This window comes from Escherichia sp. 94.0001 (assembly GCF_013369155.2).
Taxonomy (GTDB): domain Bacteria; phylum Pseudomonadota; class Gammaproteobacteria; order Enterobacterales; family Enterobacteriaceae; genus Escherichia; species Escherichia coli_F.
On record NZ_JABWMS020000004.1, the window covers coordinates 115,251 to 137,909 of the forward strand.

The 22,659-nt window shown below is 53.0% G+C and carries 21 protein-coding genes; all 21 read right to left on the reverse strand.

Features of this window, described 5'->3' with window-relative positions:
- Positions 1-35: 35 nt before the first annotated feature.
- Entirely contained in the window at positions 36-548 is a 513-nt protein-coding gene (secM, locus tag HEN33_RS03590) for a secA translation cis-regulator SecM (RefSeq protein WP_000014320.1), read from the reverse strand.
- A 230-nt stretch (positions 549-778) separates the two neighbouring features.
- Positions 779-1,696 carry a UDP-3-O-acyl-N-acetylglucosamine deacetylase gene (gene lpxC / locus HEN33_RS03595; RefSeq protein ID WP_000595482.1) on the reverse strand — a complete coding sequence of 306 codons (918 nt, stop codon included), beginning with the start codon at positions 1,694-1,696 and terminating at the stop codon, positions 779-781.
- A 100-nt stretch (positions 1,697-1,796) separates the two neighbouring features.
- Positions 1,797-2,948, reverse strand: a complete 1,152-nt coding sequence (ftsZ, locus tag HEN33_RS03600; protein ID WP_000462776.1) for a cell division protein FtsZ — start codon at positions 2,946-2,948, stop codon at positions 1,797-1,799.
- 60 nt (positions 2,949-3,008) lie between these two features.
- Positions 3,009-4,271: a cell division protein FtsA gene (gene ftsA / locus HEN33_RS03605; RefSeq protein ID WP_000588474.1), complete on the reverse strand. Its 1,263-nt coding sequence runs from the start codon at positions 4,269-4,271 to the stop codon at positions 3,009-3,011.
- The gene (gene ftsQ / locus HEN33_RS03610; RefSeq protein ID WP_000075744.1) at positions 4,268-5,098 is read right to left on the reverse strand and encodes a cell division protein FtsQ; all 831 of its coding nucleotides are present in this window, start codon (positions 5,096-5,098) and stop codon (positions 4,268-4,270) included. Before ftsQ ends, ftsA begins: the two co-directional genes overlap by 4 nt.
- A gap of 1 nt (position 5,099) precedes the next feature.
- Positions 5,100-6,020: a D-alanine--D-alanine ligase gene (gene ddlB, locus HEN33_RS03615; RefSeq protein ID WP_000130056.1), complete on the reverse strand. Its 921-nt coding sequence runs from the start codon at positions 6,018-6,020 to the stop codon at positions 5,100-5,102.
- Entirely contained in the window at positions 6,013-7,488 is a 1,476-nt protein-coding gene (murC, locus tag HEN33_RS03620; RefSeq protein ID WP_001096048.1) for a UDP-N-acetylmuramate--L-alanine ligase, read from the reverse strand. Before murC ends, ddlB begins: the two co-directional genes overlap by 8 nt.
- A 53-nt stretch (positions 7,489-7,541) precedes the next feature.
- Positions 7,542-8,609, reverse strand: coding sequence for an undecaprenyldiphospho-muramoylpentapeptide beta-N-acetylglucosaminyltransferase (gene murG, locus HEN33_RS03625; RefSeq protein WP_176263099.1), 1,068 nt, complete (start codon positions 8,607-8,609; stop codon positions 7,542-7,544).
- Positions 8,606-9,850: a cell division protein FtsW gene (gene ftsW, locus HEN33_RS03630; protein ID WP_001295532.1), complete on the reverse strand. Its 1,245-nt coding sequence runs from the start codon at positions 9,848-9,850 to the stop codon at positions 8,606-8,608. The genes murG and ftsW overlap by 4 nt, the downstream gene beginning before the upstream one ends.
- Complete coding sequence (gene murD, locus HEN33_RS03635) at positions 9,850-11,166, reverse strand: UDP-N-acetylmuramoyl-L-alanine--D-glutamate ligase (RefSeq protein ID WP_000796457.1); 1,317 nt, start codon at positions 11,164-11,166, stop codon at positions 9,850-9,852. Before murD ends, ftsW begins: the two co-directional genes overlap by 1 nt.
- Before the next feature lie 2 nt (positions 11,167-11,168).
- Positions 11,169-12,251: a phospho-N-acetylmuramoyl-pentapeptide-transferase gene (mraY, locus tag HEN33_RS03640; protein WP_000964131.1), complete on the reverse strand. Its 1,083-nt coding sequence runs from the start codon at positions 12,249-12,251 to the stop codon at positions 11,169-11,171.
- Positions 12,245-13,603: a UDP-N-acetylmuramoyl-tripeptide--D-alanyl-D-alanine ligase gene (murF, locus tag HEN33_RS03645; RefSeq protein ID WP_176263100.1), complete on the reverse strand. Its 1,359-nt coding sequence runs from the start codon at positions 13,601-13,603 to the stop codon at positions 12,245-12,247. The genes mraY and murF overlap by 7 nt, the downstream gene beginning before the upstream one ends.
- The gene (murE, locus tag HEN33_RS03650) at positions 13,600-15,087 is read right to left on the reverse strand and encodes a UDP-N-acetylmuramoyl-L-alanyl-D-glutamate--2,6-diaminopimelate ligase (protein WP_000785124.1); all 1,488 of its coding nucleotides are present in this window, start codon (positions 15,085-15,087) and stop codon (positions 13,600-13,602) included. The genes murF and murE overlap by 4 nt, the downstream gene beginning before the upstream one ends.
- Positions 15,074-16,840, reverse strand: a complete 1,767-nt coding sequence (gene ftsI, locus HEN33_RS03655; RefSeq protein ID WP_000642212.1) for a peptidoglycan glycosyltransferase FtsI — start codon at positions 16,838-16,840, stop codon at positions 15,074-15,076. The genes murE and ftsI overlap by 14 nt, the downstream gene beginning before the upstream one ends.
- 15 nt (positions 16,841-16,855) lie before the next feature.
- Positions 16,856-17,221, reverse strand: coding sequence for a cell division protein FtsL (ftsL, locus tag HEN33_RS03660; RefSeq protein WP_000625658.1), 366 nt, complete (start codon positions 17,219-17,221; stop codon positions 16,856-16,858).
- Positions 17,218-18,159 (reverse strand): 16S rRNA (cytosine(1402)-N(4))-methyltransferase RsmH, encoded by a 942-nt coding sequence (gene rsmH, locus HEN33_RS03665; RefSeq protein WP_000970479.1) that lies wholly within the window; start codon positions 18,157-18,159, stop codon positions 17,218-17,220. Before rsmH ends, ftsL begins: the two co-directional genes overlap by 4 nt.
- A 1-nt stretch (position 18,160) precedes the next feature.
- Positions 18,161-18,619, reverse strand: a complete 459-nt coding sequence (mraZ, locus tag HEN33_RS03670) for a division/cell wall cluster transcriptional repressor MraZ (RefSeq protein ID WP_001295770.1) — start codon at positions 18,617-18,619, stop codon at positions 18,161-18,163.
- Between the two features lie 600 nt (positions 18,620-19,219).
- On the reverse strand, positions 19,220-20,224 hold the full coding sequence (gene cra / locus HEN33_RS03675) for a catabolite repressor/activator (RefSeq protein WP_000762400.1): 1,005 nt from the start codon (positions 20,222-20,224) through the stop codon (positions 19,220-19,222).
- An 81-nt stretch (positions 20,225-20,305) separates the two neighbouring features.
- Positions 20,306-20,392 (reverse strand): hypothetical protein, encoded by an 87-nt coding sequence (locus HEN33_RS03680; RefSeq protein WP_032160836.1) that lies wholly within the window; start codon positions 20,390-20,392, stop codon positions 20,306-20,308.
- Between the two features lie 11 nt (positions 20,393-20,403).
- Positions 20,404-20,895 (reverse strand): acetolactate synthase small subunit, encoded by a 492-nt coding sequence (ilvN, locus tag HEN33_RS03685; RefSeq protein ID WP_001252744.1) that lies wholly within the window; start codon positions 20,893-20,895, stop codon positions 20,404-20,406.
- A 2-nt stretch (positions 20,896-20,897) separates the two neighbouring features.
- Positions 20,898-22,622, reverse strand: coding sequence for an acetolactate synthase 3 large subunit (gene ilvI / locus HEN33_RS03690; protein ID WP_176263101.1), 1,725 nt, complete (start codon positions 22,620-22,622; stop codon positions 20,898-20,900).
- Positions 22,623-22,659: the final 37 nt, after the last annotated feature.

Sequence of the window (22,659 nt, forward strand, 5' to 3'; positions counted from 1 at the left end):
CGGAGTCAATAAAATGAAATAAAAGTTTATTGTTGTTAGCTGAGGCGTTGAGGGCCAGCACGGATACCTTGCGCCTGGCTTATCCAGACGGGCGTGCTGAATTTTGCTTGTGGGGTAAAATGCGCATAATCAATGCGATAACCCTTTTCAGACGGCGTGCCTTCCTGGGTCAACAGCGCGCTGAGCGTATCCAGTAATGCAAGATGTTGCGCCTGAAGAGGCAAAGATTCTTCAGCAACGGGCAGCGTTTGCGGTGCCATTGCGAAGGAAAGATGACGGATTACCGTGCGAATGGCATGTTGATGCCAGTAATCAACGGAATAGTTCGAATTCGGGCGGCGCGTGTTCGCTTCCAGCAAGGCCAATTGACCAAAGTTAACTTTGGCTGAAGGCTCGTGGTTGCGGGTTGTCGCTTTTGCGGGCGCGTTTGGTTCGGCGGCGTTGCTGAGCGCAGGCAAACCTAAACTCGCCGCGACCATCCCTAATAAGAGATGCGGCCAGAAGTAGCGTTTACCAAACTGTCGCCAGCGCGTCAGTATTCCACTCACGTTATTGCCATCCCGATCGTATTCAAACGTATTTAGCGCACAAATCTTATCATTAAAGCCTGAAGTCCACAGCACGAATGAAGATAAGTTGTGCGTAAAAGTGCTTAAGAAAACAGCGTTCGCACCGTTTTTTATCGTTCTTATAAAATTCAAAAAAAAACGACTGGTTCACCTGGCCGGAGAGAGTGCCAGATTTGCCAGTCGAATTTTATACGACAGTATAAATGTCGTTATGCCAGTACGGCTGAAGGCGCTTTGAAGGCCAACGGCAGTTCTGCGTCGTCCTGGAAGGTCACATATTCCCAGGCTTCCTGTTTTGCAAGGACAGCCTGCAGCAGTTTGTTATTCAGTGCATGACCAGATTTATAAGCGGTAAATGCACCAATAATATTGTGACCACACATGAACAAGTCACCGATCGCATCGAGCATTTTGTGACGCACAAATTCGTCTTCAAAACGCAGGCCGTCTTCGTTCAGTACGCGATAATCGTCAACAACGATGGCACAATCGAAGCTGCCGCCCAGGCACAAACCACGGGACTGCAGATATTCGATATCACGCATGAAACCGAACGTACGCGCACGGCTGATCTGGCGCATAAACGCATCAGCGGAGAAGTTCATCGCATAGCGCTGGTTGCTGGAATCAATAGCCGGATGGTTAAAATCGATGGTGAAATCCAGCGAAAAACCATTGTACGGCTTAAATTCAGCCCACTTATCGCCATCTTCGACACGAACAGTCTCTTTGATGCGAACAAATTTCTTGGCGCAGTTCAACTCGTCGATACCGGCGTCAAGCAGCAGGTATACAAACGGAGCGGCGCTGCCGTCCATGATCGGGATTTCCGGCGCGTTAACTTCGATAACAATGTTATCGATGCCCAAGCCCGCGAGAGCAGCATTGAGGTGCTCTACGGTTGAAATCCGTACATCATGCTCGTTGACCAGACACGTACAGAGCATGGTATCACGCACAGATTTGGCATCGGCCGGGAAATCTACCGGTGGATTCAAGTCGGTGCGACGATAGATGACCCCGGTGTTGGCCGGCGCAGGTCGTAACGTCAGGGTGACTTTCTTGCCGGTATGTAAACCGACACCCGTCGCCTGAACGATACGTTTAAGTGTCCTTTGTTTGATCATCGTATTATCTCGCCAAATTACCTATCCAACCGAAGTGTACTATACATTCGGCGGGCCAGTTTAGCACAAAGAGCCTCGAAACCCAAATTCCAGTCAATTCTTAATCAGCTTGCTTACGCAGGAATGCTGGGATATCCAGATAATCCGGCTCTTTCGCAGTTTGCGGCGCATTGTCATTCACGACTTTAGCAACCGGCTTCTGCTCCTGGGTCAGCGGAGCCATCCCGTGCTGCTGGTAGCGATCCATCACTGGCTGCTGAACCTGCTTATTGGTCACCAGAGTGATTTCAGGACGTTTGTCCATGCCTATACCTGTCGCAACAACGGTTACGCGCAGCTCGTCATTCATATCCGGGTCAAGAGAAGTACCGATAACCACAGTCGCGTTGTCGGATGCAAATGCACGGATGGTGTTACCTACCGTTTCGAACTCATCCAGACGCAGGTCGAAGCCCGCCGTGATGTTAACCAGCACGCCGCGTGCACCAGACAGGTCGATATCTTCCAGCAGCGGAGAAGAGATAGCCATTTCAGCAGCTTCTTCCGCACGGTCTTCACCGCTCGCCACACCAGAACCCATCATTGCGTAGCCCATTTCAGACATTACGGTACGTACGTCTGCAAAGTCCACGTTCATCAGGCCTGGACGAGTAATCAGTTCAGCGATACCTTGCACTGCACCTTTCAGTACATCGTTCGCTGCGCCAAATGCATCCAGCAGGGAGATACCGCGGCCCAAGACTTTCAGCAGTTTGTCGTTAGGGATAGTGATCAGAGAGTCCACATGCTTGGACAGTTCTGTGATCCCCTGCTCAGCGAATGCCATACGCTTCTTGCCTTCAAAGTTGAAAGGCTTAGTCACGACAGCAACGGTCAGGATCCCCAAATCTTTTGCCACTTCAGCGACAACTGGTGCTGCACCAGTACCGGTACCACCACCCATACCCGCAGCAATAAAGACCATGTCTGCACCTTCCAGCGCCGCACGCAGTGCATCGCGATCCTCATCAGCCGCATTACGGCCAACTTCTGGATTTGCGCCAGCTCCCAGTCCTTTGGTGATACCGCTACCGATTTGAATCGTCTGTCCAACCGCTGTTTTACGCAGCGCTTGTGCATCGGTATTTACCGCGAAGAATTCAACACCTTCAATGCGCTCGCGCACCATGTGTTCAACAGCATTACCGCCGCCGCCGCCGACGCCGATGACTTTAATCACCGCGTCATTGGTAAGTTCCATTGGTTCAAACATAGTTTCTCTCCGATTTGTGCCTGTCGCCTGAGGCCGTAATTATCGTCGACCTCATAAAAATTAAAACTCTTTTCGCAGCCAACTATTGAGTCGCTTGATCCACGAGCCAACTGATGCTGTAACACGTTTTTCTACTTCAGCTTCACCGTTAAGATGTGACTCTTTCCCGTAGTGAAGCAATCCCACCGCCGTCGAATAATACGGCTCCTGAGCATAATCCGTTAAACCGGTAATGTTCAGCGGCGCGCCGATGCGCACCTGCGTATGAAACACGCGCTGAGCACAAGCTGCAAGCCCTTCAATCTGCGCGGCGCCACCGGTTAATACAATGCCTGCCGCCAGGTGATGTTTAACCCCTTGTTGGCGAAGCTTTTCCTGCAACTGCAATATCTCTTCGTTGACCAGGTTGAGCAGTTCGGTATAGCGTGGCTCGATCACCTCTGCCAGGGTCTGACGTTGCAGACTCCGCGGTGGACGACCGCCTACGCTCGGCACTTCCACGCTCTCATCTTTTCCAACGATGGAACCCAGCGCACAACCGTGGCGAACTTTAATCGCTTCGGCGTCGCTTGGCGGCGTGCCAAAGGCGTAAGCGATATCACTGGTCACGACATTGCCAGCATAAGGAATTACCTTAGTGTGGCGCAATGCCCCACCGGTATAAACGGCGATATCCATTGTACCACCACCGATATCGACGACGCAGACACCCAGTTCACGTTCATCTTCCGTCAATACCGAATAACTTGATGCCAGTCCGGCAAATATCAGTTGGTCAACTTTCAGCCCACAACGTTCAACCGCTTTGACGATGTTTTTCGCCATATCGTTGTGACATGTGATCAGGTGCACTTTTGCCTGCATCCGCACGCCCGAAAGTCCTACCGGATTCTTGATCCCTTCCTGATAGTCAATCGCATACTCTTGCGGGATCACATGCAGCACACGATGCTCATCGCGCACACGCACTGATTTCGCGGTATGGACGACGTTTTCCACATCTTCTTGCGTCACTTCTTCTTCAGAAATAGGCACCATACCAATTTCATTCTGGCAGCTGATGTGCTTACCAGAAAGCGCCAGATATACCGAAGAGATCTGACAATCTGCCATCAATTCTGCCTGGTCAATGGCGCGTTGTACGCACTTGACCACGGATTCGAGGTCGTTCACCCCGCCTTTATCCATACCACGCGACGGGCAGCTGCCCACGCCAATGATATTGACCATACCGTCGGGCAGAACTTCCCCTACTAAAGCGGCAACCTTCGCGGTACCAATCTCCAGTCCTACTACCAGTTTTCTGTCCGTCGCCTTGATCATTGTTGTTCTGCCTGTGCCTGATTTTGTTGCTGAGTAGATTCCTCTGGCGGCAAGGGCGCCCAGCCTACTGCCGCTCCAGAGTCATAACGCAAATCAACGTAGCTAATCCGTTTGCCATCGGTTTGCGCCTGCTGCTGTAAAACCGGATAAAGTTCTACAAAGCGAGCCAAACGTTTCATCGTATCGCCCCGGCCAAGATTGAGCTTAATATCGTTATTCAGCGTCAACTGCCAGGAACGCCGCGCGGTCATCGCCGCTTCCTTCAGAGTAAATCTGTCCTTTGCCAGCATCTGCCCCATTTCGCGATAGCCCTGCAACACTTCATTGGCGCTGCCTTCCGGGCCATACAGCATTGGAAGCACCTGCTTGCTGGTGCGATCTGGCGGCACGCTGAAAGTGTTTCCTTCCGCGTCTACCATATGTTGATCATTCCACCGCGCAATCGGCACATATTCAACCAGATGAATCTTCAATTCATCAGGCCACTGCTTTCTGACGCTCACCTGCTTAATCCACGGCAGGCGTTGTTCTATTTGCGTCTGGATGATGTTGACATCCTGGGTCATAAAGGTACCTGGCTCACCCAATGCCAGGATCGACTGCCGGATATCGTCATTACGCGTGTAATGGCGTTCACCGGTCAACACCAGCTTTGAGAGCGGCAGGCGTTGCGCATCTTCCATCCAGCCCAACACGACCCAGCCGCTCACCAACACTGTCGTTAAAACGGTCAGCAGGAAAAGGATCCCCGCCAGACGCGTTCCATTATTGCGGCGAGAAGAAACCTCTTCTTCGCTGTTTCGCGTGTTCAGAGCAGCCTGCGACATATTAGTCCGCCAGTTCCAGAATTCGTACTACCAACTGCGAGAAGCTCATACCTGCCTGACGTGCCGCCATCGGCACCAGGCTGTGGCTGGTCATACCCGGTGAGGTATTGGCTTCCAGCAGATAAAACTGTCCATCGCTGTCCAGCATAACGTCAATACGTCCCCATCCTTTGCAACCTAACGTCGTCCATGCTTTCAGCACTAATGCCTGCAAATTGGCCTCTTGTGACGCTTCCAGACCTGCGGGGCAGAAATACTGTGTCTCATCAGAGAGATACTTCGCCTCATAATCATAGAAGGTTCCGGACGGTTGAATACGTATTGACGGTAAAATTTCTTCACCGAGTATCGCAACCGTGAACTCCGGCCCACTTAGCCATTTTTCAATCAATACTTCTTCATCGTGCTGAAATGCCAATCTTAATGCATCTTGTAGAGCATTTTCTGCTACTACTTTTGACATTCCCACACTGGAACCTTCGCGGCTCGGCTTAACGATAACCGGCAAACCTAAGGCAGAAATTTCTGCTAACTGCTTATCGCTCAGGCCTTTTTCAAACTCTGCGCGGGTTAATGCTACCCACGGCGCTACCGGTAAACCAGCGCCTTGCCAAAGCAATTTGCTGCGTAGTTTATCCATTGAAAGCGCAGATGCCATCACTCCGCTGCCGGTATAAGGCAAGCCCATCAGCTCGAGCATACCCTGCAGCGTGCCATCTTCACCGCCGCGACCATGTAGCGCGATAAACACTTTCTGAAAGCCCATCGACTTCAGTTGCGTCACGTCGACTTCTTTCGGGTCGACAGGATACGCGTCAATACCGCCTTCACGCAGCCCGGCTAACACCGCTGCACCAGAATTCAGAGAAACTTCCCGCTCAGCGGAGGTCCCGCCCAACAGGACCGCGATTTTATCAGTCATGTTGTTCTTCCTCCGGAGTTTGCGGCTTCAGTTTGATTTCAGCTAAAGAACGAGCAATTTTTCCGATATTACCGGCCCCCTGAACGAGAATCAGGTCGTTACCGGTTAATACTGGTGCTAGCATTTCGGCTACCTGCGCTGGGTCCGGCACCAGAATGGGATCAATTTTCCCACGTCCACGAATTGTGCGACACAGCGAACGGCTGTCCGCTCCCGGAATTGGCGCTTCGCCAGCCGGATACACTTCCAGCATCAACAGGGTATCAACCTGCGTCAGCACATTGGCGAAATCATCATACAGGTCGCGCGTACGGGTAAAACGGTGCGGCTGAAACAGCATTACCAGGTTTTTATCCGGCCAGCCTGCACGCGCCGCTTTAATGGTGGCGTCCACTTCCGTCGGGTGGTGGCCGTAGTCATCGACCAGCATTGCCGTACCGCTCTTACCATTCACTGGCTCCAGCGGGAATTCACCGAGGAAATCAAAACGGCGACCAGTCCCCTGGAAGCTCTCCAGCGCACGCAAAATAGCCTCGTCGTCAATCCCTTCTTCCGTAGCAACCGCAACCGCAGCTGCGGCGTTCAGCGCGTTATGACGGCCTGGCGCATTCAGGGTGACGCGCATCGGCTCTTTGTCCTGGCGCAGCAGCGTAAAGTGCCCCTGCGGGCCAATCTGCTGATAATCTTCTACACGCACGTCGGCATCTTCGCTGAAGCCGTAAGTCGTGGTCTGACGCCCCACACGCGGTAACAATTCGCGGATCACCGGATCATCAACACACATCACCGCACGACCGTAAAACGGCAGGTTGTGCAGAAAATTAATAAAGGTCTGTTTTAAATTCTCAAAGTCGCCCTGGTAGGTATCCATGTGGTCGGCTTCGATATTGGTGACAATCGCCACCATCGGTTGCAAATGGAGGAACGATGCATCGCTCTCATCCGCTTCGGCAATCAGGTATCGACCATGCCCCAAACGCGCATGAACACCCGCCGCTTTTACCAGCCCGCCGTTAACGAAGGTTGGGTCGAGCCCCGCTTCTGCGTAGATGCTGGAAACCATCGCGGTGGTTGTCGTTTTGCCGTGCGTTCCGGCAATGGCGATGCCATGACGAAAACGCATTAACTCAGCCAGCATTTCGGCGCGACGAATCACCGGAATACGCGCTTCATGAGCTGCGACAATTTCCGGGTTATCGGCAGAAATCGCGCTGGAAACAACGACCACGCTGGCATCACGTACGTTTTCCGGGCGATGGTTGAAATAAATCGTCGCCCCAAGATTCATTAACTGCTGCGTGACCGGATTTGGCGCTAAATCGGAACCACTGATCTGATAACCTTCATTGGCCAGAACTTCGGCAATACCGCCCATACCGGCACCACCGATGCCGACAAAATGTATGTGCCGAACGCGACGCATTTCGGGCACGATGGAACGCAGTTTTGCCAATTGTTGTGTATTCATTCTTTACGCCATTAACTTCTTACATTCATACGATGCAAAAGGCATCGCTACAATTACGTCCGGGCAGCCCGGCTCACTTCATTTGCCACTCGCTCGGTGGCATCCGGAATGGATGCAGCACGGGCGCGTTCTGCCATGGTTAATAAGGTTTCTCGCGACCACCCGGCCAGGGTGTTGGCGACAGCATCCACGCTAAGCTGTGGCTGCTCGATAATTTTGGCTGCGCCCGCTTTTTCCAGCGGTAGCGCATTCCAGTATTGCTGGCGGTCTTTATGTTGAAACGGCACAAACAATGCCGGTAGCCCCGCTGCGGCAATTTCACTCACCGTTAACGCACCGGAGCGGCAAACGACGACATCCGCCCACGCATACGCCGCCGCCATATCATCAATAAATTCCGTCACTTTATGCTGCGGTTGCCCCGCTTCCGCATACGCCTGTTCAACGGATTGTTGCGAACCTTTTCCGCTCTGATGCCAGATAGTGACTGAATCACCCAGTTTCGCAGCAACCTGCGGCATTGTCTGGTTAAGAATGCGTGCGCCCTGAGAACCGCCCACTACCAACACACGAACCGGACCTTCACGACCAGCCAAACGTTGCTGCGGCAGTGGCAACGCCAACACATCGGTACGAACAGGATTACCCACCACTTCCGCATTAGGGAAAGCGCCTGGAAACGCCTGCATCACTTTGGTGGCAATCTTCGCCAGCCATTTATTGGTTAAGCCCGCAATACCGTTTTGTTCATGAAGTACAACCGGAATGCCTAACGACCACGCTGCCAGTCCACCTGGACCTGATACGTAGCCGCCCATACCGAGCACCACATCAGGTTTGAACGCTTTCATAATCGCCCGTGCCTGACGCCAGGCGTTAAAAATACGCAGAGGCGCAGCTAACAGTGCTTTTATACCTTTACCACGCAGACCAGAGATACGAATGAAATCAATTTCGATGCCATGTTTTGGCACTAAGTCCGCTTCCATACGGTCGGCAGTCCCCAGCCAGCGAACTTGCCAACCCTGAGCCATTAGATGGTGCGCAACCGCCAGTCCCGGGAACACATGTCCACCGGTTCCGCCGGCCATCACCATTAATCGCTTTCCTTGACCACTCATCGTGAACCTCGTACAAACGCCTGCGCTTTCTCCAGACGCGTTTCATAATCAATACGCAACAGCATCATGATGGCTGTCGACATAATCAGTAAGCTCGAACCACCGTAACTGATCAGCGGCAATGTCAGACCTTTGGTCGGTAACATCCCCGCCGCCGCACCTACGTTAACCAGCGCCTGGAAGCTAAACCAGATGCCAATGGAACAGGCGAGAAAACCGGAAAAACGATGGTCAATTTCTAATGCTTTACGGCCAATCGACATCGCACGAAAAGCGACGAAGAATACCATTAAAAGTGCTAGTACCACACCGACATAACCTAATTCTTCGCCGATAATGGCGAAAATAAAGTCAGTGTGCGCTTCCGGCAGATACTCCAGTTTTTGTACCGAGTTACCTAAGCCTTGCCCCCAAAGTTCGCCGCGACCAAACGCCATCAGCGATTGCGTTAACTGATAGCCGCTGCCAAAGGGATCTTCCCACGGGTTCCAGAATGCGGTAACACGGCGGATACGGTACGGTTCGGCGAGGATCAGCAACACAACCGCTGAAATCCCCATGCCGATAATGGCAATGAACTGCCACAATTTCGCTCCCGCCAGGAATAACATCGCCAGCGTAGTCACAAACAACACCACCACCGTACCAAGGTCTGGCTGTGCCAGCAGTAACACTGCCAACACCAGAATCACGCCCATCGGTTTCAGGAAGCCGCGCAGGTTATTACGCACTTCGTCGCCTTTACGCACCAGATAGTTGGCGATATAGCAAAACAACGACAGTTTTGTCAGCTCCGCAGGCTGGATACGCAGCAAGCCGAGATCGATCCAACGCGATGCCCCTTTAACAGAGCTACCCACTACCAGAACGATCATCAACAGGATGATTGAACCGAGTAGCATCGTAGCGCTGTAACGTTGCCAGAACTCCATCGGCAGACGCAGCGTAATGATCGCCAGAATGAACGCCAGGATCAGGTAGACGCCATCACGCTTAGCGAAGAAAAAGGGATCGTTAGTCAAGCGTTGTCCGATAGGCATTGATGCCGACGTCACCATGATAAAGCCAATCGCCGCGAGGCCGAAGGTCAGCCACAGTAAGGTGCGATCGTACATGATCAGGCTGTCGGTATCTTTTTCCCGCGAGCCCATCACCCAGCCCTTTAGCGCCGTGGAGATCCAGACCAGGATACTGAATCCTGGCAGGCGCGGCATTTTCAGGCGAGGGAGAGATAAACGCATCAACCTAACTCCTTCGCCAGACGGGCAAACTCATTGCCTCGTTGTTCAAAGTTCTTGAATTGATCAAGGCTGGCACAGGCCGGGGAGAGCAGAACCATATCTCCTGGTTGAACACGCGGAGCCAGCAAGCGCATCGCCTGTTCCATGGTTTCGGTTTGTTCTGCCACTTCCGGGCGTAGCGCCGCCAGCTGCGCGCCGTCCCGACCGAAACAATACAGACGTACGTTATCGCCATTCAGGTAACGCGCCAGTGGGCTAAAATCCGCCGATTTACCATCGCCGCCCAGCAACAAATGCAGAGTGCCATCTACGTGCAGGCCATTCAGCGCCGCTTCCGTACTGCCGACATTGGTCGCTTTCGAGTCGTTAATCCAGCGCACACCGTTATGTTCCAGCACCACTTCAAAGCGATGCGGCAAACCAGTGAACGTAGTTAACGCTTTCAGGCTACTGGCGCGTGGCAAACCAGCTGCGTCTGCCAGCGCCAGTGCCGCCAGCGCATTGGTGTAGTTATGCTGACCGGAAAGTTTCATCTCTTTCACGTTCAACACTTTCTCGCCTTTCACCCGCAGCCAGGTTTCACCCTGCTGATGATTCAAGTGATAGTCGCCCATATTGATACCAAAGCTAACGCAGCGTTCATCCGCACCACGAATCGGCATTGTTAAGGCATCATCAGCATTAACCACGCAAACTTTCGCATTTTCATAAATGCGCAGTTTTGCCGCACGATACTGCTGTAAACCAAATGGATAGCGATCCATATGATCTTCAGTCACGTTCAGAATGGTCGCTGCTACCGCCTGTAAGCTGGAGGTGGTTTCAAGCTGGAAGCTCGACAGCTCCAGCACGTACAGTTCGCACTCATCATCCAGCAGCATCAACGCAGGCAGGCCAATATTGCCACCCACACCAACGTTAACCCCCGCCGCTTTCGCCATTTCACCCACTAGCGTGGTGACCGTGCTTTTGCCGTTAGATCCGGTGATCGCCACAATCGGTGCTTGTGCTTCGCGGCAGAATAGCTCGATATCGCCAACGATTTCGATTCCGGCATCAGCGGCAGCGCTTAAGGATGGATGCGCCAGTGCAATACCGGGACTGGCGACAATCAGATCGGCCGCCATCAGCCATTCATCATTCAGACCGCCCGTGTGGCGTTCTACGGCTTCGGGTAATTTATCCAGGCCAGGCGGTGTCATACGCGTATCCATAACGCGCGGCGTCACACCGCGAGCGAGGAAAAAGTCCACGCAAGAAAGCCCGGTGAGGCCCAGGCCGATAATGACGACATTTTTACCCTGGTAATCAGCCATGATTAACGTACCTTCAGCGTTGCCAGACCAATCAGGACCAGCATCAGCGAAATAATCCAGAAACGTACAATGACGCGCGGTTCCGGCCAGCCTTTCAGTTCATAGTGGTGATGAATCGGTGCCATGCGGAAAATACGTTGTCCGCGCAGTTTAAAGGAGCCGACCTGCAGGATGACGGAAAGCGTTTCTACCACGAACACGCCCCCCATAATCACCAGCAGGAATTCCTGACGCAGCAGCACGGCGATAATGCCCAGCGCGCCACCTAACGCCAGCGAACCGACATCGCCCATAAAGACTTGCGCCGGATAGGTGTTAAACCACAGGAAGCCCAGCCCTGCCCCGACTATCGCGGTACAGACAATGACCAGTTCCCCGGCGTGTCGCAGATACGGTATGTGTAAATAGCTGGCAAAGTTCATGTTGCCGGTTGCCCATGCCACCAGCGCAAAACCACCGGCGACGAATACAGTCGGCATAATCGCCAGGCCATCAAGACCATCGGTCAGGTTTACCGCGTTGCCGGTGCCCACAATGACGAAGTAAGCCAGCAGAATGTAGAACAGCCCCAACTGCGGCATCACATCTTTAAAGAACGGGACCACCAGCTGCGTTGCGGGCGTGTCTTTCCCGGCAAGGTACAAAGCGAAAGCAACACCCAGCGCAATAACCGACATCCAGAAATACTTCCAGCGAGCAATCAACCCCTTGGTGTCTTTACGCACCACTTTGCGATAGTCATCAACGAAGCCAATAACACCGTAACCGACCAGCACGACCAACACGCACCAGACATACGGGTTGGACGGGTATGCCCACAGCAGCACGGAGATCACAATCGCTGTCAGGATCATAATCCCGCCCATAGTCGGCGTACCGCGCTTGCTGAAGTGTGATTCAGGACCGTCGTTACGCACCACCTGACCAAAGGAGAGTTTTTGTAAATGAGCAATCATGCGCGGGCCCATCCACAATGAGATGAACAGCGCAGTCAGCAGGCTGACGATGGCGCGAAACGTCAGATAGGAAAAGACGTTAAAGCCGGAATAATATTTGACCAAATGTTCGGCCAGCCAAACTAACATGTCCCATTCTCCTGTAAAGCGCGTACTACCTCTTCCATGGCAGCACTACGTGAACCCTTAACTAAAATCGTAATTACCTGTTGCTCAGCAATCAGTGATTTAAGACGCGCGATAAGCGCAGTTTTATCGGAAAAATGTTCGCCAACGCCGCTGGCGGTGCTGATAGCATGGCTTTGTTTACCCACACTTAACACGCGGTCAATACCCGCCGCCTTCGCCGCTTCGCCCACCTGTACATGGCAGGCCTCGCTTTCAGCGCCCAGTTCCGCCATATCGCCCACCACCAGCACACGGTAGCCCGGCATTTCAGCCAGTACCTGAACAGCGGCGGTCATGGAGCCGACGTTAGCGTTGTAGGAGTCGTCGAGCAGCAACTGATTTTCCGCCAGTTGAATGGGGAACAGACGGCCAGGAACAGCTTTCAGATTTGCCAGCCCCGCTTTAATAGCATCAAGCGTTGCGCCCACGGACATGGAGAGCGCAGCGGCTGCCAGCGCATTCGCAATATTGTGACGCCCCGGCAACGGCAGCAGAACATCGACGCTACCCGTTGGGGTTTGCAGCGTAAATTCCGTACCGTGCGAGGTCACGTGGATATTGGTGGCGGTGAAATCGCTGTTGTTAGCATTCGGTGAGAAGCGCCACACTTTGCGTGAGCCAATCACACTCTGCCAGTTCAGCCAGTCGTTGTTGTCGGCATTCATAATGGCGATACCGTTTTCCGGCAGGCCGCTAAAGATTTCACCTTTCGCTTTCGCGACACCCGCAAGCGAGCCAAAACCTTCCAGATGCGCCGCTGCCAGGTTGTTGACCAGCGCCGCTTCCGGGCGAGTCAGACTCACAGTCCAGGCAATTTCGCCCTGATGGTTCGCGCCAAGTTCAATTACTGCGTAATCGTACTCTGGCGTTAAGCGCAACAGCGTCATCGGTACACCGATGTCGTTGTTGAGATTGCCTGCCGTATAAAGCGTGTTGCCACACTGGCTTAAAATCGCTGCCGTCATCTCTTTAACGGAGGTTTTGCCGGAGGAACCGGTCAGAGCAACCACGCGCGCCGGAACTTGCTGGCGAACCCATGCAGCCAGTTCACCAAACGCCAGACGAGTATCCTTGACGATTACCTGCGGCAGATCGATATCCAGCGGACGGCTAACCAGTAGTGCCCCCGCACCGCCAGCTTTCGCCTGGTCAGCAAAATCATGGGCATCGAAACGTTCGCCTTTCAGGGCAACAAACAGGCAACCCGGCGTCAGTTTTCGCGTGTCAGTGGTTACAGCATCAAGGGTGATATCTGCCCCTTTTAGTTCACCGTTGAGAATATCGGTAAGTTGGCTAAGGGTTACGCTAATCATGCAATTACCCCCAGCAGACGCGCTACCGTGACGCGATCGGAATAGTCGAGACGCTGATTGCCAACAATCTGGTAATCTTCATGGCCTTTGCCCGCGACCAGTACCACATCGTTCTCTTTAGCCTGCATAACGGCGCAAGTCACCGCTTCAGCGCGGCCTTCCATCACTTTGGCATGTCCGGCATCTAACATTCCCGCCAGAATATCGTTGATGATGGCACGCGGCTCTTCGGTACGCGGGTTATCGTCCGTCACCACCGCCACGTCAGCAAACTCTTCAGCAATTGCTCCCATCAGTGGACGCTTACCTTTATCGCGATCGCCACCACAGCCAAAGACGCACCACAGCTTGCCCGCACAGTGCAAACGCGCCGCCTGTAAGGCTTTTTCCAGTGCATCTGGCGTATGCGCGTAATCCACCACTACCGTCGGTTTGCCTGGCGCAGTGAACACTTCCATACGTCCACAAACCGGCTGCAGGCGTGCGGCAGTTTTCAGCAGGTCAGCCAACGGATAGCCCAGCGCCAGCAGCGTCGCCAGCGCCAGCAGCAAGTTGCTGACGTTAAAAGCGCCCATCAGATGGCTTTCAATTTCGCCATCGCCCCAGCTTGAGCTAAAGCGAATAGTCGCACCGCTGTCGTGATAGTTCACTTCAGTCGCTTTCAACCAGCGTCCGTGACAGTTCGGATTGATATGATCTTCCATTGATACCGCAACCGCGTCCGGCAGTTTTGCCAGCCAGCGGCGGCCCACTTCATCGTCGGCGTTAATAATCGCCTGACCGCAATGATGCTCAGAATAAAGCAGCCATTTCGCGGCTTCGTAGTGTTCCATATCACCATGATAATCAAGGTGATCGCGGCTTAAGTTGGTAAAGACCGACGCCGCAAATTTCAATGCCGCCACACGGTGCTGTACCAGTCCGTGGGAGGAAACTTCCATTGCGCAAAAAGTCGCGCCCTGATCCACCAGTCCCGCCAGCTCATGCTGAACATCGACTGCCGAACCGGTGGTATTTTCTGTCGGGATCACTTTTCCCAGCAGGCCGTTACCAACAGTCCCCATTACCGCGCTGGTTTCGCCAAGCAGTTGGCTCCACTGCGCCAGCAGCTGGGTAGTCGTGGTTTTGCCGTTGGTGCCCGTTACGCCCACGAGACGTAAATTGTCAGAGGGTTCATGGTAAAAGCGGCCCGCCAGTGCAGATAAACGCTCATTGAGCTGGCTGAGATAGATGACTGGTACGCCGTGCATTTCACGGATTTCACCGTCGGTCGCCTCATCTTTCGCCTCTGCAATAATGGCAGCCACACCTTGCGCTATCGCCTGCGGGATATATCGACGCCCGTCCGCCTGATGACCTACTACAGCTACAAAGAGATCGCCCGCCGCAGCCACACGGCTGTCGAGTGTCATCTCTCGCAGTGCTCGCGAAGGTGCGTCTGGCACCCACGGAGCAAGAAGGTCGCGCAAATTACGATCTGCCACCTGTCCCCTCGCCTTGATTAATCACAAATTCATTTTTATCACCCGTTGTCAGCGCATCCGGCTCGATGTTCATGGTACGCAATACGCCGCCCATGATGGCACCAAAGACCGGCGCGGAAACGGCGCCGCCGTAGTATTTACCCGCCTGCGGATCGTTGATAACAACAACCAGCGCGAAGCGCGGCTGACTCGCAGGCGCAACGCCTGCGGTATAAGCAATATATTTATTGATGTAGCGACCGTCCGGCCCGACCTTTTTCGCGGTACCGGTTTTAATGGCGATACGATAGCCTTTAATCGCCGCCTTCACGCCGCCGCCGCCCGGTAGCGCCACGCTTTCCATCATATGCACTACGGTGCGAACAATGGATTCCGGGAAGACACGTTCACCGGGAACCGGGGGGTCAACTTTGGTAATCGACAGTGGGCGATAAATGCCGTAGCTGCCGATAGTTGCGTAGACTCGCGCTAACTGTAACGGTGTTACCATTAGCCCGTAGCCGAAAGAGAAGGTGGCCCTCTCTATGTCAGACCACCGTTGTTTTTGAGGATATAAGCCACTGCGTTCTCCGACCAACCCCAAATTGGTCGCTTTTCCCAGTCCAAAACGTGAGTAAGTATCTACTAACGCTGAGGACGGCATCGCTAACGCCAGTTTGGAAACACCGACGTTACTCGACTTCTGTAATACCCCGGTCAGGGTTAATTCGCTGTAGCGTGCCACGTCTTTGATTTCGTGGCCGTTAATTCGATAAGGAACGGTATTCAGTACCGAGTTTTCTCGCACCACGCCACGTTGCAACGCGGTCATCACCACCATCGGTTTGACCGTTGAGCCCGGTTCAAAGACGTCGGTAATGGTACGGTTACGCATCGCCTCTTTCGGCGTGCCACTCAGATTGTTTGGGTTGTATGACGGGCTGTTAGCCATCGCCAGCACTTCACCGGTGTTGACATCCACCAGCACGGCGCTACCAGATTCAGCTTTGTTAAAGGCCACCGCGTTGTTCAGTTCGCGATAAACCAGCGCCTGCAGGCGTTCATCAATACTCAGCGCCAGGTTGTGCGCCGCCTGGCTGTCGGTGGAAGAGATATCTTCAATTACGCGACCATAGCGGTCTTTACGCACAATGCGCTCACCCGGCTGCCCGGTAAGCCATTTATCGAAACTCTTCTCGACGCCCTCAATCCCCTGACTATCGACGTTAGTAAAGCCGATGAGGTGAGCGGTCACTTCGCCGGATGGATAATAACGGCGAGATTCTTCACGCAGATGAATCCCCGGCAGTTTCAGTTTTTTGATGTACTCTGCCATGTCAGGGTTTACCTGACGCGCCAGATAAATAAAGCGCCCTTTCGGGTTGGCGTTAATGCGGGCTGAAAGCTGATCCAGCGGAATATTGAGTGCGTTAGCCAGCGCCTTCCAGCGATCACCGACGCTGATACCGCCAGCGTCATGCACTTCTTTCGGGTCAGCCCAAATCGCTTTTACCGGCACGCTCACCGCTAACGGGCGACCAGAACGGTCAGTAATCATGCCGCGGGAGGTGGAAACTTGCTGAACGCGAAGAGAACGCATGTCGCCCTCTTTTACCAGCATATCCGGGGAGATAACTTGTAACCACGCTACGCGTCCGAGCAGAAAAGCCAGCGCCAGGAGAATACAGCCGCATAACAACGCAAAACGCCAACTGATAAAGTTGGCATGTTCTTCCTGACGTTTTGGTTTCTGCGTTTTCGCCGCTGCTTTCATGCGTCGCGTTTATCCTTATTTTTGCACTACGATATTTTCTTGTGACGGATCAACATGCTGCATTTGCAGCTTTTCCGTGGCGATCCTTTCCACCCGGCTATGGTCGCCGAGCGCATTCTCTTCAAGGATCAGGTTGCGCCATTCAATGTCTAAAGCATCTCGCTCCAGCACCAGTTGTTCGCGCTGAGCGGTCAGCAAACGGGTGTGGTGCGCCGTGGTTACCACGGTCACCGCCGTCAAAATAATGCAAATAAACAGGCAGAGTGGCAGCTTCCCAAATCGCAATAGATCGTCACCGATAACACCAGGCAATGCATGGCGCTCGTGGCTTCCCATCGATCCTTTAACTTTGCTTAGAGCTTCTGTCACTCTGCTGATCATGCGTTCGTCCTCTCTGCAATACGCAGAACTGAACTACGGGCACGAGGGTTCTCAGCCACCTCTTCTTCGCCCGGCATTAACTTGCCTAGTGCTCGCAGCTGACGGCCACCCAGTTTTTTGAGCTGCTCTTCAGTCATCGGTAACCCTGCCGGAACTTGCGGACCGCGGCTGTTTTCACGCATAAAGCGCTTCACAATGCGGTCTTCCAGCGAGTGGAAGCTGATAATTGAAAGCCGCCCACCCGGGGCCAGCACGTTGAGCGAGCTTTTTAGCGCCTGCTCTATCTCCTCCAGTTCACTGTTTACCCAAATGCGCACCGCCTGGAAGGTACGGGTCGCGGGATGTTTAAACTTATCTTTCACCGGCGTTGCGGCAGCCACGACTTCCGCCAGTTCTTTGGTGCGGGTCATCGGCTGTTCGCGGTTTCGCTCGACAATGGCGCGGGCAATGCGTTTGGCAAAACGCTCTTCACCATAGGTTTTCAATACCCAGGCGATATCGGCTTCTTCTGCGGTTTGTAGCCATTCAGCGGCTGACTGCCCACGGGTTGGGTCCATACGCATGTCCAGCGGGCCATCGCGCATAAAGGAAAAGCCGCGTTCTGCATCATCAAGTTGCGGTGAAGAGACACCAAGATCGAGGAGAATGCCGTCGATCTTGCCGATAAGATCGCGCTCGGCAACGTATTCGCCCAGCGCGGAGAAAGGTCCATGGATGATGGAGAAGCGCGGATCATCAATAGTCTTCGCAACGGCGATAGCCTGCGGGTCGCGATCGATCGCCAGCAAACGCCCCTCTTCGCCAAGCTGCGAGAGGATCAGACGTGAGTGACCACCGCGACCAAAAGTCCCATCAATGTAGATGCCATCAGGACGGATATTGAGGCCATTAACGGCTTCATCCAGCAGCACCGTAGTATGTTTATAGTTTTCCATCATTTTATAGAGACAAGTCCTGCAGTCGCTCCGATAAGTCTCCAGTAGCCAACTGCTCTGCGTCGATATCTTCCTTGACCTGTTGATGCCAGGTTGTTTCATCCCACAGCTCAAACTTGTTGAACTGTCCAACCAGCATCACTTCTTTTGTCAGACCGGCATGTTGCCGCAGTACTGGCGCGATTAACAATCGACCGGCGCCATCCATCTGACATTCGCTGGCATGACCTAACAGAAGGCGCTGCACACGGCGCTCAACCGGGTTCATGCTCGACAGACGCGATAATTTTTGCTCGATAATTTCCCATTCAGGCAGGGGGTAAAGCAGCAGGCACGGGTGATGAATGTCAATGGTGCAAACCATTTGACCGGCAGCGTTCTCAAGCAGCTGTTCCCGATAACGGGTAGGCACTGATAAGCGCCCTTTGCTGTCGAGATTGACTAACGTTGCTCCCCGGAACATGCCAGCCTCACCCCTTATTCCCACTTTGCCCCACAATTTCCCACTGAAAGGAGTTTACGGAGCGGAGGAAAAGCTTGTCAAGCCAGTCACAAGGCATACCGAGGTAAAAAACCCGATGTTTACGGCTAATATCAGCGTTGTTTATTTTACGTCCAACGTGCGAAGCAAATTAACGTTATGAATAGCTGTAAGAAAAAATCCCTCATCGTCATCACCGTTTTAAAATGACTAACTATTTTCCACAGCAAATATAAAGTGTCAGTTTGCGACGCGAGCGGCATTTTAGGACATATCTTCCCCGGTTAACAGTCCCTGTTGCGTCTGTGTGGCGCTTGATGCCAGCAGGTTTGCGCAAAAGCAAAGAAAAGTGTTTGTTAAATCGGCAATTCATCTCTGCATGTAACAAAATAATGCAAAAACGCTCTGTCAATATTGCTTAATTATTGTGAATTTCAGCAGGTGAGTTAATTAATGGGCGGGTTTAAAAGCATTTATCAATAATAGCCAGGAATAGTCTTATTTACTTTAAGGATATTGATGTCCATTCCCGTACTCGACGCGCCAATGAGAAATTCACTGGCGCGTATTTTTGTTCGCGGCTTAGTTACGGCTGAGCACGCCGCGGCGATAGAGATTACGTTTAATGCGCGTTAACCCAGGTTTTGGCTTACGCGGTTCGTCCAGGCTTGCCAGGACAATTTCCAGCACACGCTCTGCGACATCGCGGTGACGTTGAGCCACTGCCAGCACCGGGCACTGTAAGAAGTCGAGCAGTTCGTTATCGCCAAAGGTGGCAATTGCCAGGTCAGAAGGCAGTTTGCCATCGCGACGCAGCGTGACATCCATCACCCCTTGCAACAACGCAAACGACGTTGTGAACAGCGCCTGCGGCATCGGATGCGTTTCCAGCCATTTTTCGAATAACTGGGCAGCCGCCTCCCGCTCATAGCTGTTGGCATAAAGGAAATGCACTTCACGCGGATCATCTTTCCAGGCAGTACGGAAACCTTGCTCACGCAAGAAGCTCACAGAAAGCTCCGGCAGCGCGCCAAGATAAAGCACCGTCTCGGCGGGAAACTTACGTAACTCTTCCGCCAGCATTTCGGCATCATCCTGATCGGCACCAACCACGCTGGTGAAGTGTTCACGATCGAGGGCGCGGTCCAGCGCGACAATCGGGAACGGGTCGTTAGCCCAGCGTTGATAAAAAGGATGCTCTGGTGGCAACGACGTCGAAACAATAATGGCATCAACCTGACGCTGTAGAAGATGCTCAATACAACGCATTTCGTTGTCTGGCTGATCTTCTGAGCAAGCAATCAGCAGTTGATAACCCCGTTGCCGCGCCTGACGTTCAAGATAATTAGCGATGCGGGTATAGCTGGTGTTCTCCAGATCGGGGATCACAAGACCAATAGAACGTGTGCGTCCAGCACGAAGCCCAGCTGCCACGGCGTTCGGGTGGTAATTGTGCTCACGCACCACAGCCATGACTTTTTCAACGGTTTTGTCGCTCACACGGTATTGCTTCGCTTTGCCGTTAATAACATAGCTTGCAGTGGTCCGCGACACTCCCGCCAGCCGAGCGATTTCATCCAGTTTCACAATTGCCCCTTGCGTAAAATGTAAAAACCATAGCCATTGTACTGGTATGGGTTAAATTCATTAACATCTAAGCGCAGAAAATTAACTGCGGCAACTGCTTTTATTCCATGTTCCCACTGAATTCGCAAAAAAAGCCCAACGTGACATGTTGGGCTGCAAATTGCGCATTGAGATCATTCTCAACGCATTATTTTATCGCCGCGCGAAAGTCCAACTACACCAGAGCGAGCAACTTCCACAATTTTCGCCACATCGCGAATCGATGCTAAAAATGCATCAAGCTTATCGCTGGTGCCTGCCAGTTGGACGGTGTAAAGCGATGGCGTGACATCGATGATTTGCCCACGAAATATTTCCGTATTGCGCTTCACTTCGTCACGTCCGTAGCCGCTGGCCTGAATTTTCACCAGCATGATTTCCCGCTCGACGTGCGCCCCCTGCCCCAGCTCGCTCACGCGCAAGACATCGACCAGTTTGTGTAATTGCTTTTCGATCTGCTCAAGCACTTTTTCATCGCCCACGGTCTGGATGGTCATACGCGATAATGTCGGATCATCGGTGGGCGCAACGGTCAGGCTTTCAATGTTGTAGCCACGTTGGGAAAAAAGGCCAATCACGCGGGATAACGCGCCTGATTCATTTTCGAGTAAGACTGATAATATCCGGCGCATAATCAGGTTCTCTCCGTTTTGCTTAACCACATTTCATCCATTCCGCCCCCGCGAATCTGCATCGGGTAGACGTGCTCACTGCCATCGACGGTAACATCAACAAAGACCAGACGATTATTGCGCACCTGTTCCAGCGCCTCGCTAAGTTTGCTTTCCAGCTCTTGCGGATGAGAAATCTGGATCCCAACATGCCCATAGGCTTCCGCCAGACGGACGAAATCGGGTAGCGATTGCATATAAGATTGTGAATGGCGGCCGGAATAGATCATGTCCTGCCACTGCTTCACCATCCCCAGATAGCGATTATTAAGATTCACCACCAATACCGGCAACTCGTATTGCAAGGCGGTAGACAGTTCCTGAATGTTCATCTGAATACTGCCGTCACCAGTGACACAAACCACGGTTTCTTCTGGCAGCGCCATTTTGACGCCCAGTGCCGCAGGTAAACCAAACCCCATCGTGCCGAGGCCACCAGAGTTAATCCAGCGACGCGGTTTGTCGAAAGGATAATAAAGTGCGGCGAACATCTGGTGCTGCCCGACATCAGACGTCACGTAAGCGTCCCCCTTCGTCAGCCGCCAAAGAGTCTCGATAACCGCCTGCGGTTTAATCTTTTCACTGTGAGTGTCATATTTCAGGCACTGACGAGCACGCCACTGTTCAATCTGCTGCCACCAGTCGCGGATCTCATCCAGCGGTTGATGGGCGGATTCTTGCGACAGGAGTTCAAGCATTTGTTCAAGGACCTGGCGGGCATCTCCAACAATCGGGATATCAGCAGTCACGGTTTTAGAAATGGAAGTAGGATCAATATCGATATGCAGAACCGTGGCATTTGGGCAGTACTTCGCCAGATTGTTCGTCGTTCGATCATCAAAACGTACCCCGACGGCAAAAATCACATCCGCGTTATGCATCGTCATATTGGCTTCGTAGGTGCCGTGCATTCCCAGCATGCCCAGTGCCTGACGATGCGTTGCCGGAAACGCCCCCAGCCCCATTAATGAGGAAACAACGGGCAGATTCAACGCCTCCACCGTGTCTTTCAACTGCTGATGGCAGCCCGCCGTGATTGCCCCACCGCCTACATACACAACCGGTTTTTTTGCCGCCACCAGCGTTTGCAGAGCGCGCTTAATTTGCCCTTTATGTCCGGAGGTCGTGGGATTGTAAGACCGCATACTGACCGACTCCGGCCAGACGTAGGGTAATTTGTTCGCAGGATTAAGAATATCTTTCGGTAAATCAACGACCACGGGTCCAGGGCGACCACTTGCCGCCAGCCAAAAAGCCTTTTTCAGCACCTGCGGAATGTCTTCCGTTTGCTTAACCAGAAAACTGTGCTTCACCACCGGGCGGGAAATTCCCACCATGTCGCACTCCTGAAAAGCATCGTAGCCTATCAACGAAGTTGCTACCTGCCCGGAAAGAACAACCAAGGGAATGGAGTCCATATAAGCGGTGGCGATGCCGGTAATCGCATTGGTCGCCCCTAGCCCCGATGTTACCAGCACGACGCCGACTTCCCCGGTCGCGCGTGCCAGACCATCGGCCATATGCACCGCCGCCTGCTCATGACGAACTAATACATGATCGATACCACCCACGGTATGCAATGCATCGTAAATATCAAGGACCGCGCCTCCGGGATAACCGAATACTTGTTTAACGCCCTGATCGATAAGCGATCGGACGACCATCTCGGCTCCAGACAACATCTCCATGGCCTGCCTCACTGTTTAACGGAAAAATGTGTAAAAC

What these genes read in the sequence shown, in the direction of transcription:
- lpxC (WP_000595482.1), bottom strand. Translation starts at nt 1,696, where the DNA reads ATGATCAAACAAAGGACACTTAAACGTATCGTTCAGGCGACGGGTGTC.
- ftsZ (WP_000462776.1), bottom strand. Translation starts at nt 2,948, where the DNA reads ATGTTTGAACCAATGGAACTTACCAATGACGCGGTGATTAAAGTCATC.
- ftsA (WP_000588474.1), bottom strand. Translation starts at nt 4,271, where the DNA reads ATGATCAAGGCGACGGACAGAAAACTGGTAGTAGGACTGGAGATTGGT.
- ftsQ (WP_000075744.1), bottom strand. Translation starts at nt 5,098, where the DNA reads ATGTCGCAGGCTGCTCTGAACACGCGAAACAGCGAAGAAGAGGTTTCT.
- ddlB (WP_000130056.1), bottom strand. Translation starts at nt 6,020, where the DNA reads ATGACTGATAAAATCGCGGTCCTGTTGGGCGGGACCTCCGCTGAGCGG.
- murC (WP_001096048.1), bottom strand. Translation starts at nt 7,488, where the DNA reads ATGAATACACAACAATTGGCAAAACTGCGTTCCATCGTGCCCGAAATG.
- murG (WP_176263099.1), bottom strand. Translation starts at nt 8,609, where the DNA reads ATGAGTGGTCAAGGAAAGCGATTAATGGTGATGGCCGGCGGAACCGGT.
- ftsW (WP_001295532.1), bottom strand. Translation starts at nt 9,850, where the DNA reads ATGCGTTTATCTCTCCCTCGCCTGAAAATGCCGCGCCTGCCAGGATTC.
- murD (WP_000796457.1), bottom strand. Translation starts at nt 11,166, where the DNA reads ATGGCTGATTACCAGGGTAAAAATGTCGTCATTATCGGCCTGGGCCTC.
- mraY (WP_000964131.1), bottom strand. Translation starts at nt 12,251, where the DNA reads ATGTTAGTTTGGCTGGCCGAACATTTGGTCAAATATTATTCCGGCTTT.
- murF (WP_176263100.1), bottom strand. Translation starts at nt 13,603, where the DNA reads ATGATTAGCGTAACCCTTAGCCAACTTACCGATATTCTCAACGGTGAA.
- ftsI (WP_000642212.1), bottom strand. Translation starts at nt 16,840, where the DNA reads ATGAAAGCAGCGGCGAAAACGCAGAAACCAAAACGTCAGGAAGAACAT.
- ftsL (WP_000625658.1), bottom strand. Translation starts at nt 17,221, where the DNA reads ATGATCAGCAGAGTGACAGAAGCTCTAAGCAAAGTTAAAGGATCGATG.
- rsmH (WP_000970479.1), bottom strand. Translation starts at nt 18,159, where the DNA reads ATGATGGAAAACTATAAACATACTACGGTGCTGCTGGATGAAGCCGTT.
- mraZ (WP_001295770.1), bottom strand. Translation starts at nt 18,619, where the DNA reads ATGTTCCGGGGAGCAACGTTAGTCAATCTCGACAGCAAAGGGCGCTTA.
- HEN33_RS03680 (WP_032160836.1), bottom strand. Translation starts at nt 20,392, where the DNA reads ATGCGCAATTTGCAGCCCAACATGTCACGTTGGGCTTTTTTTGCGAAT.
- ilvN (WP_001252744.1), bottom strand. Translation starts at nt 20,895, where the DNA reads ATGCGCCGGATATTATCAGTCTTACTCGAAAATGAATCAGGCGCGTTA.
- ilvI (WP_176263101.1), bottom strand. Translation starts at nt 22,622, where the DNA reads ATGGAGATGTTGTCTGGAGCCGAGATGGTCGTCCGATCGCTTATCGAT.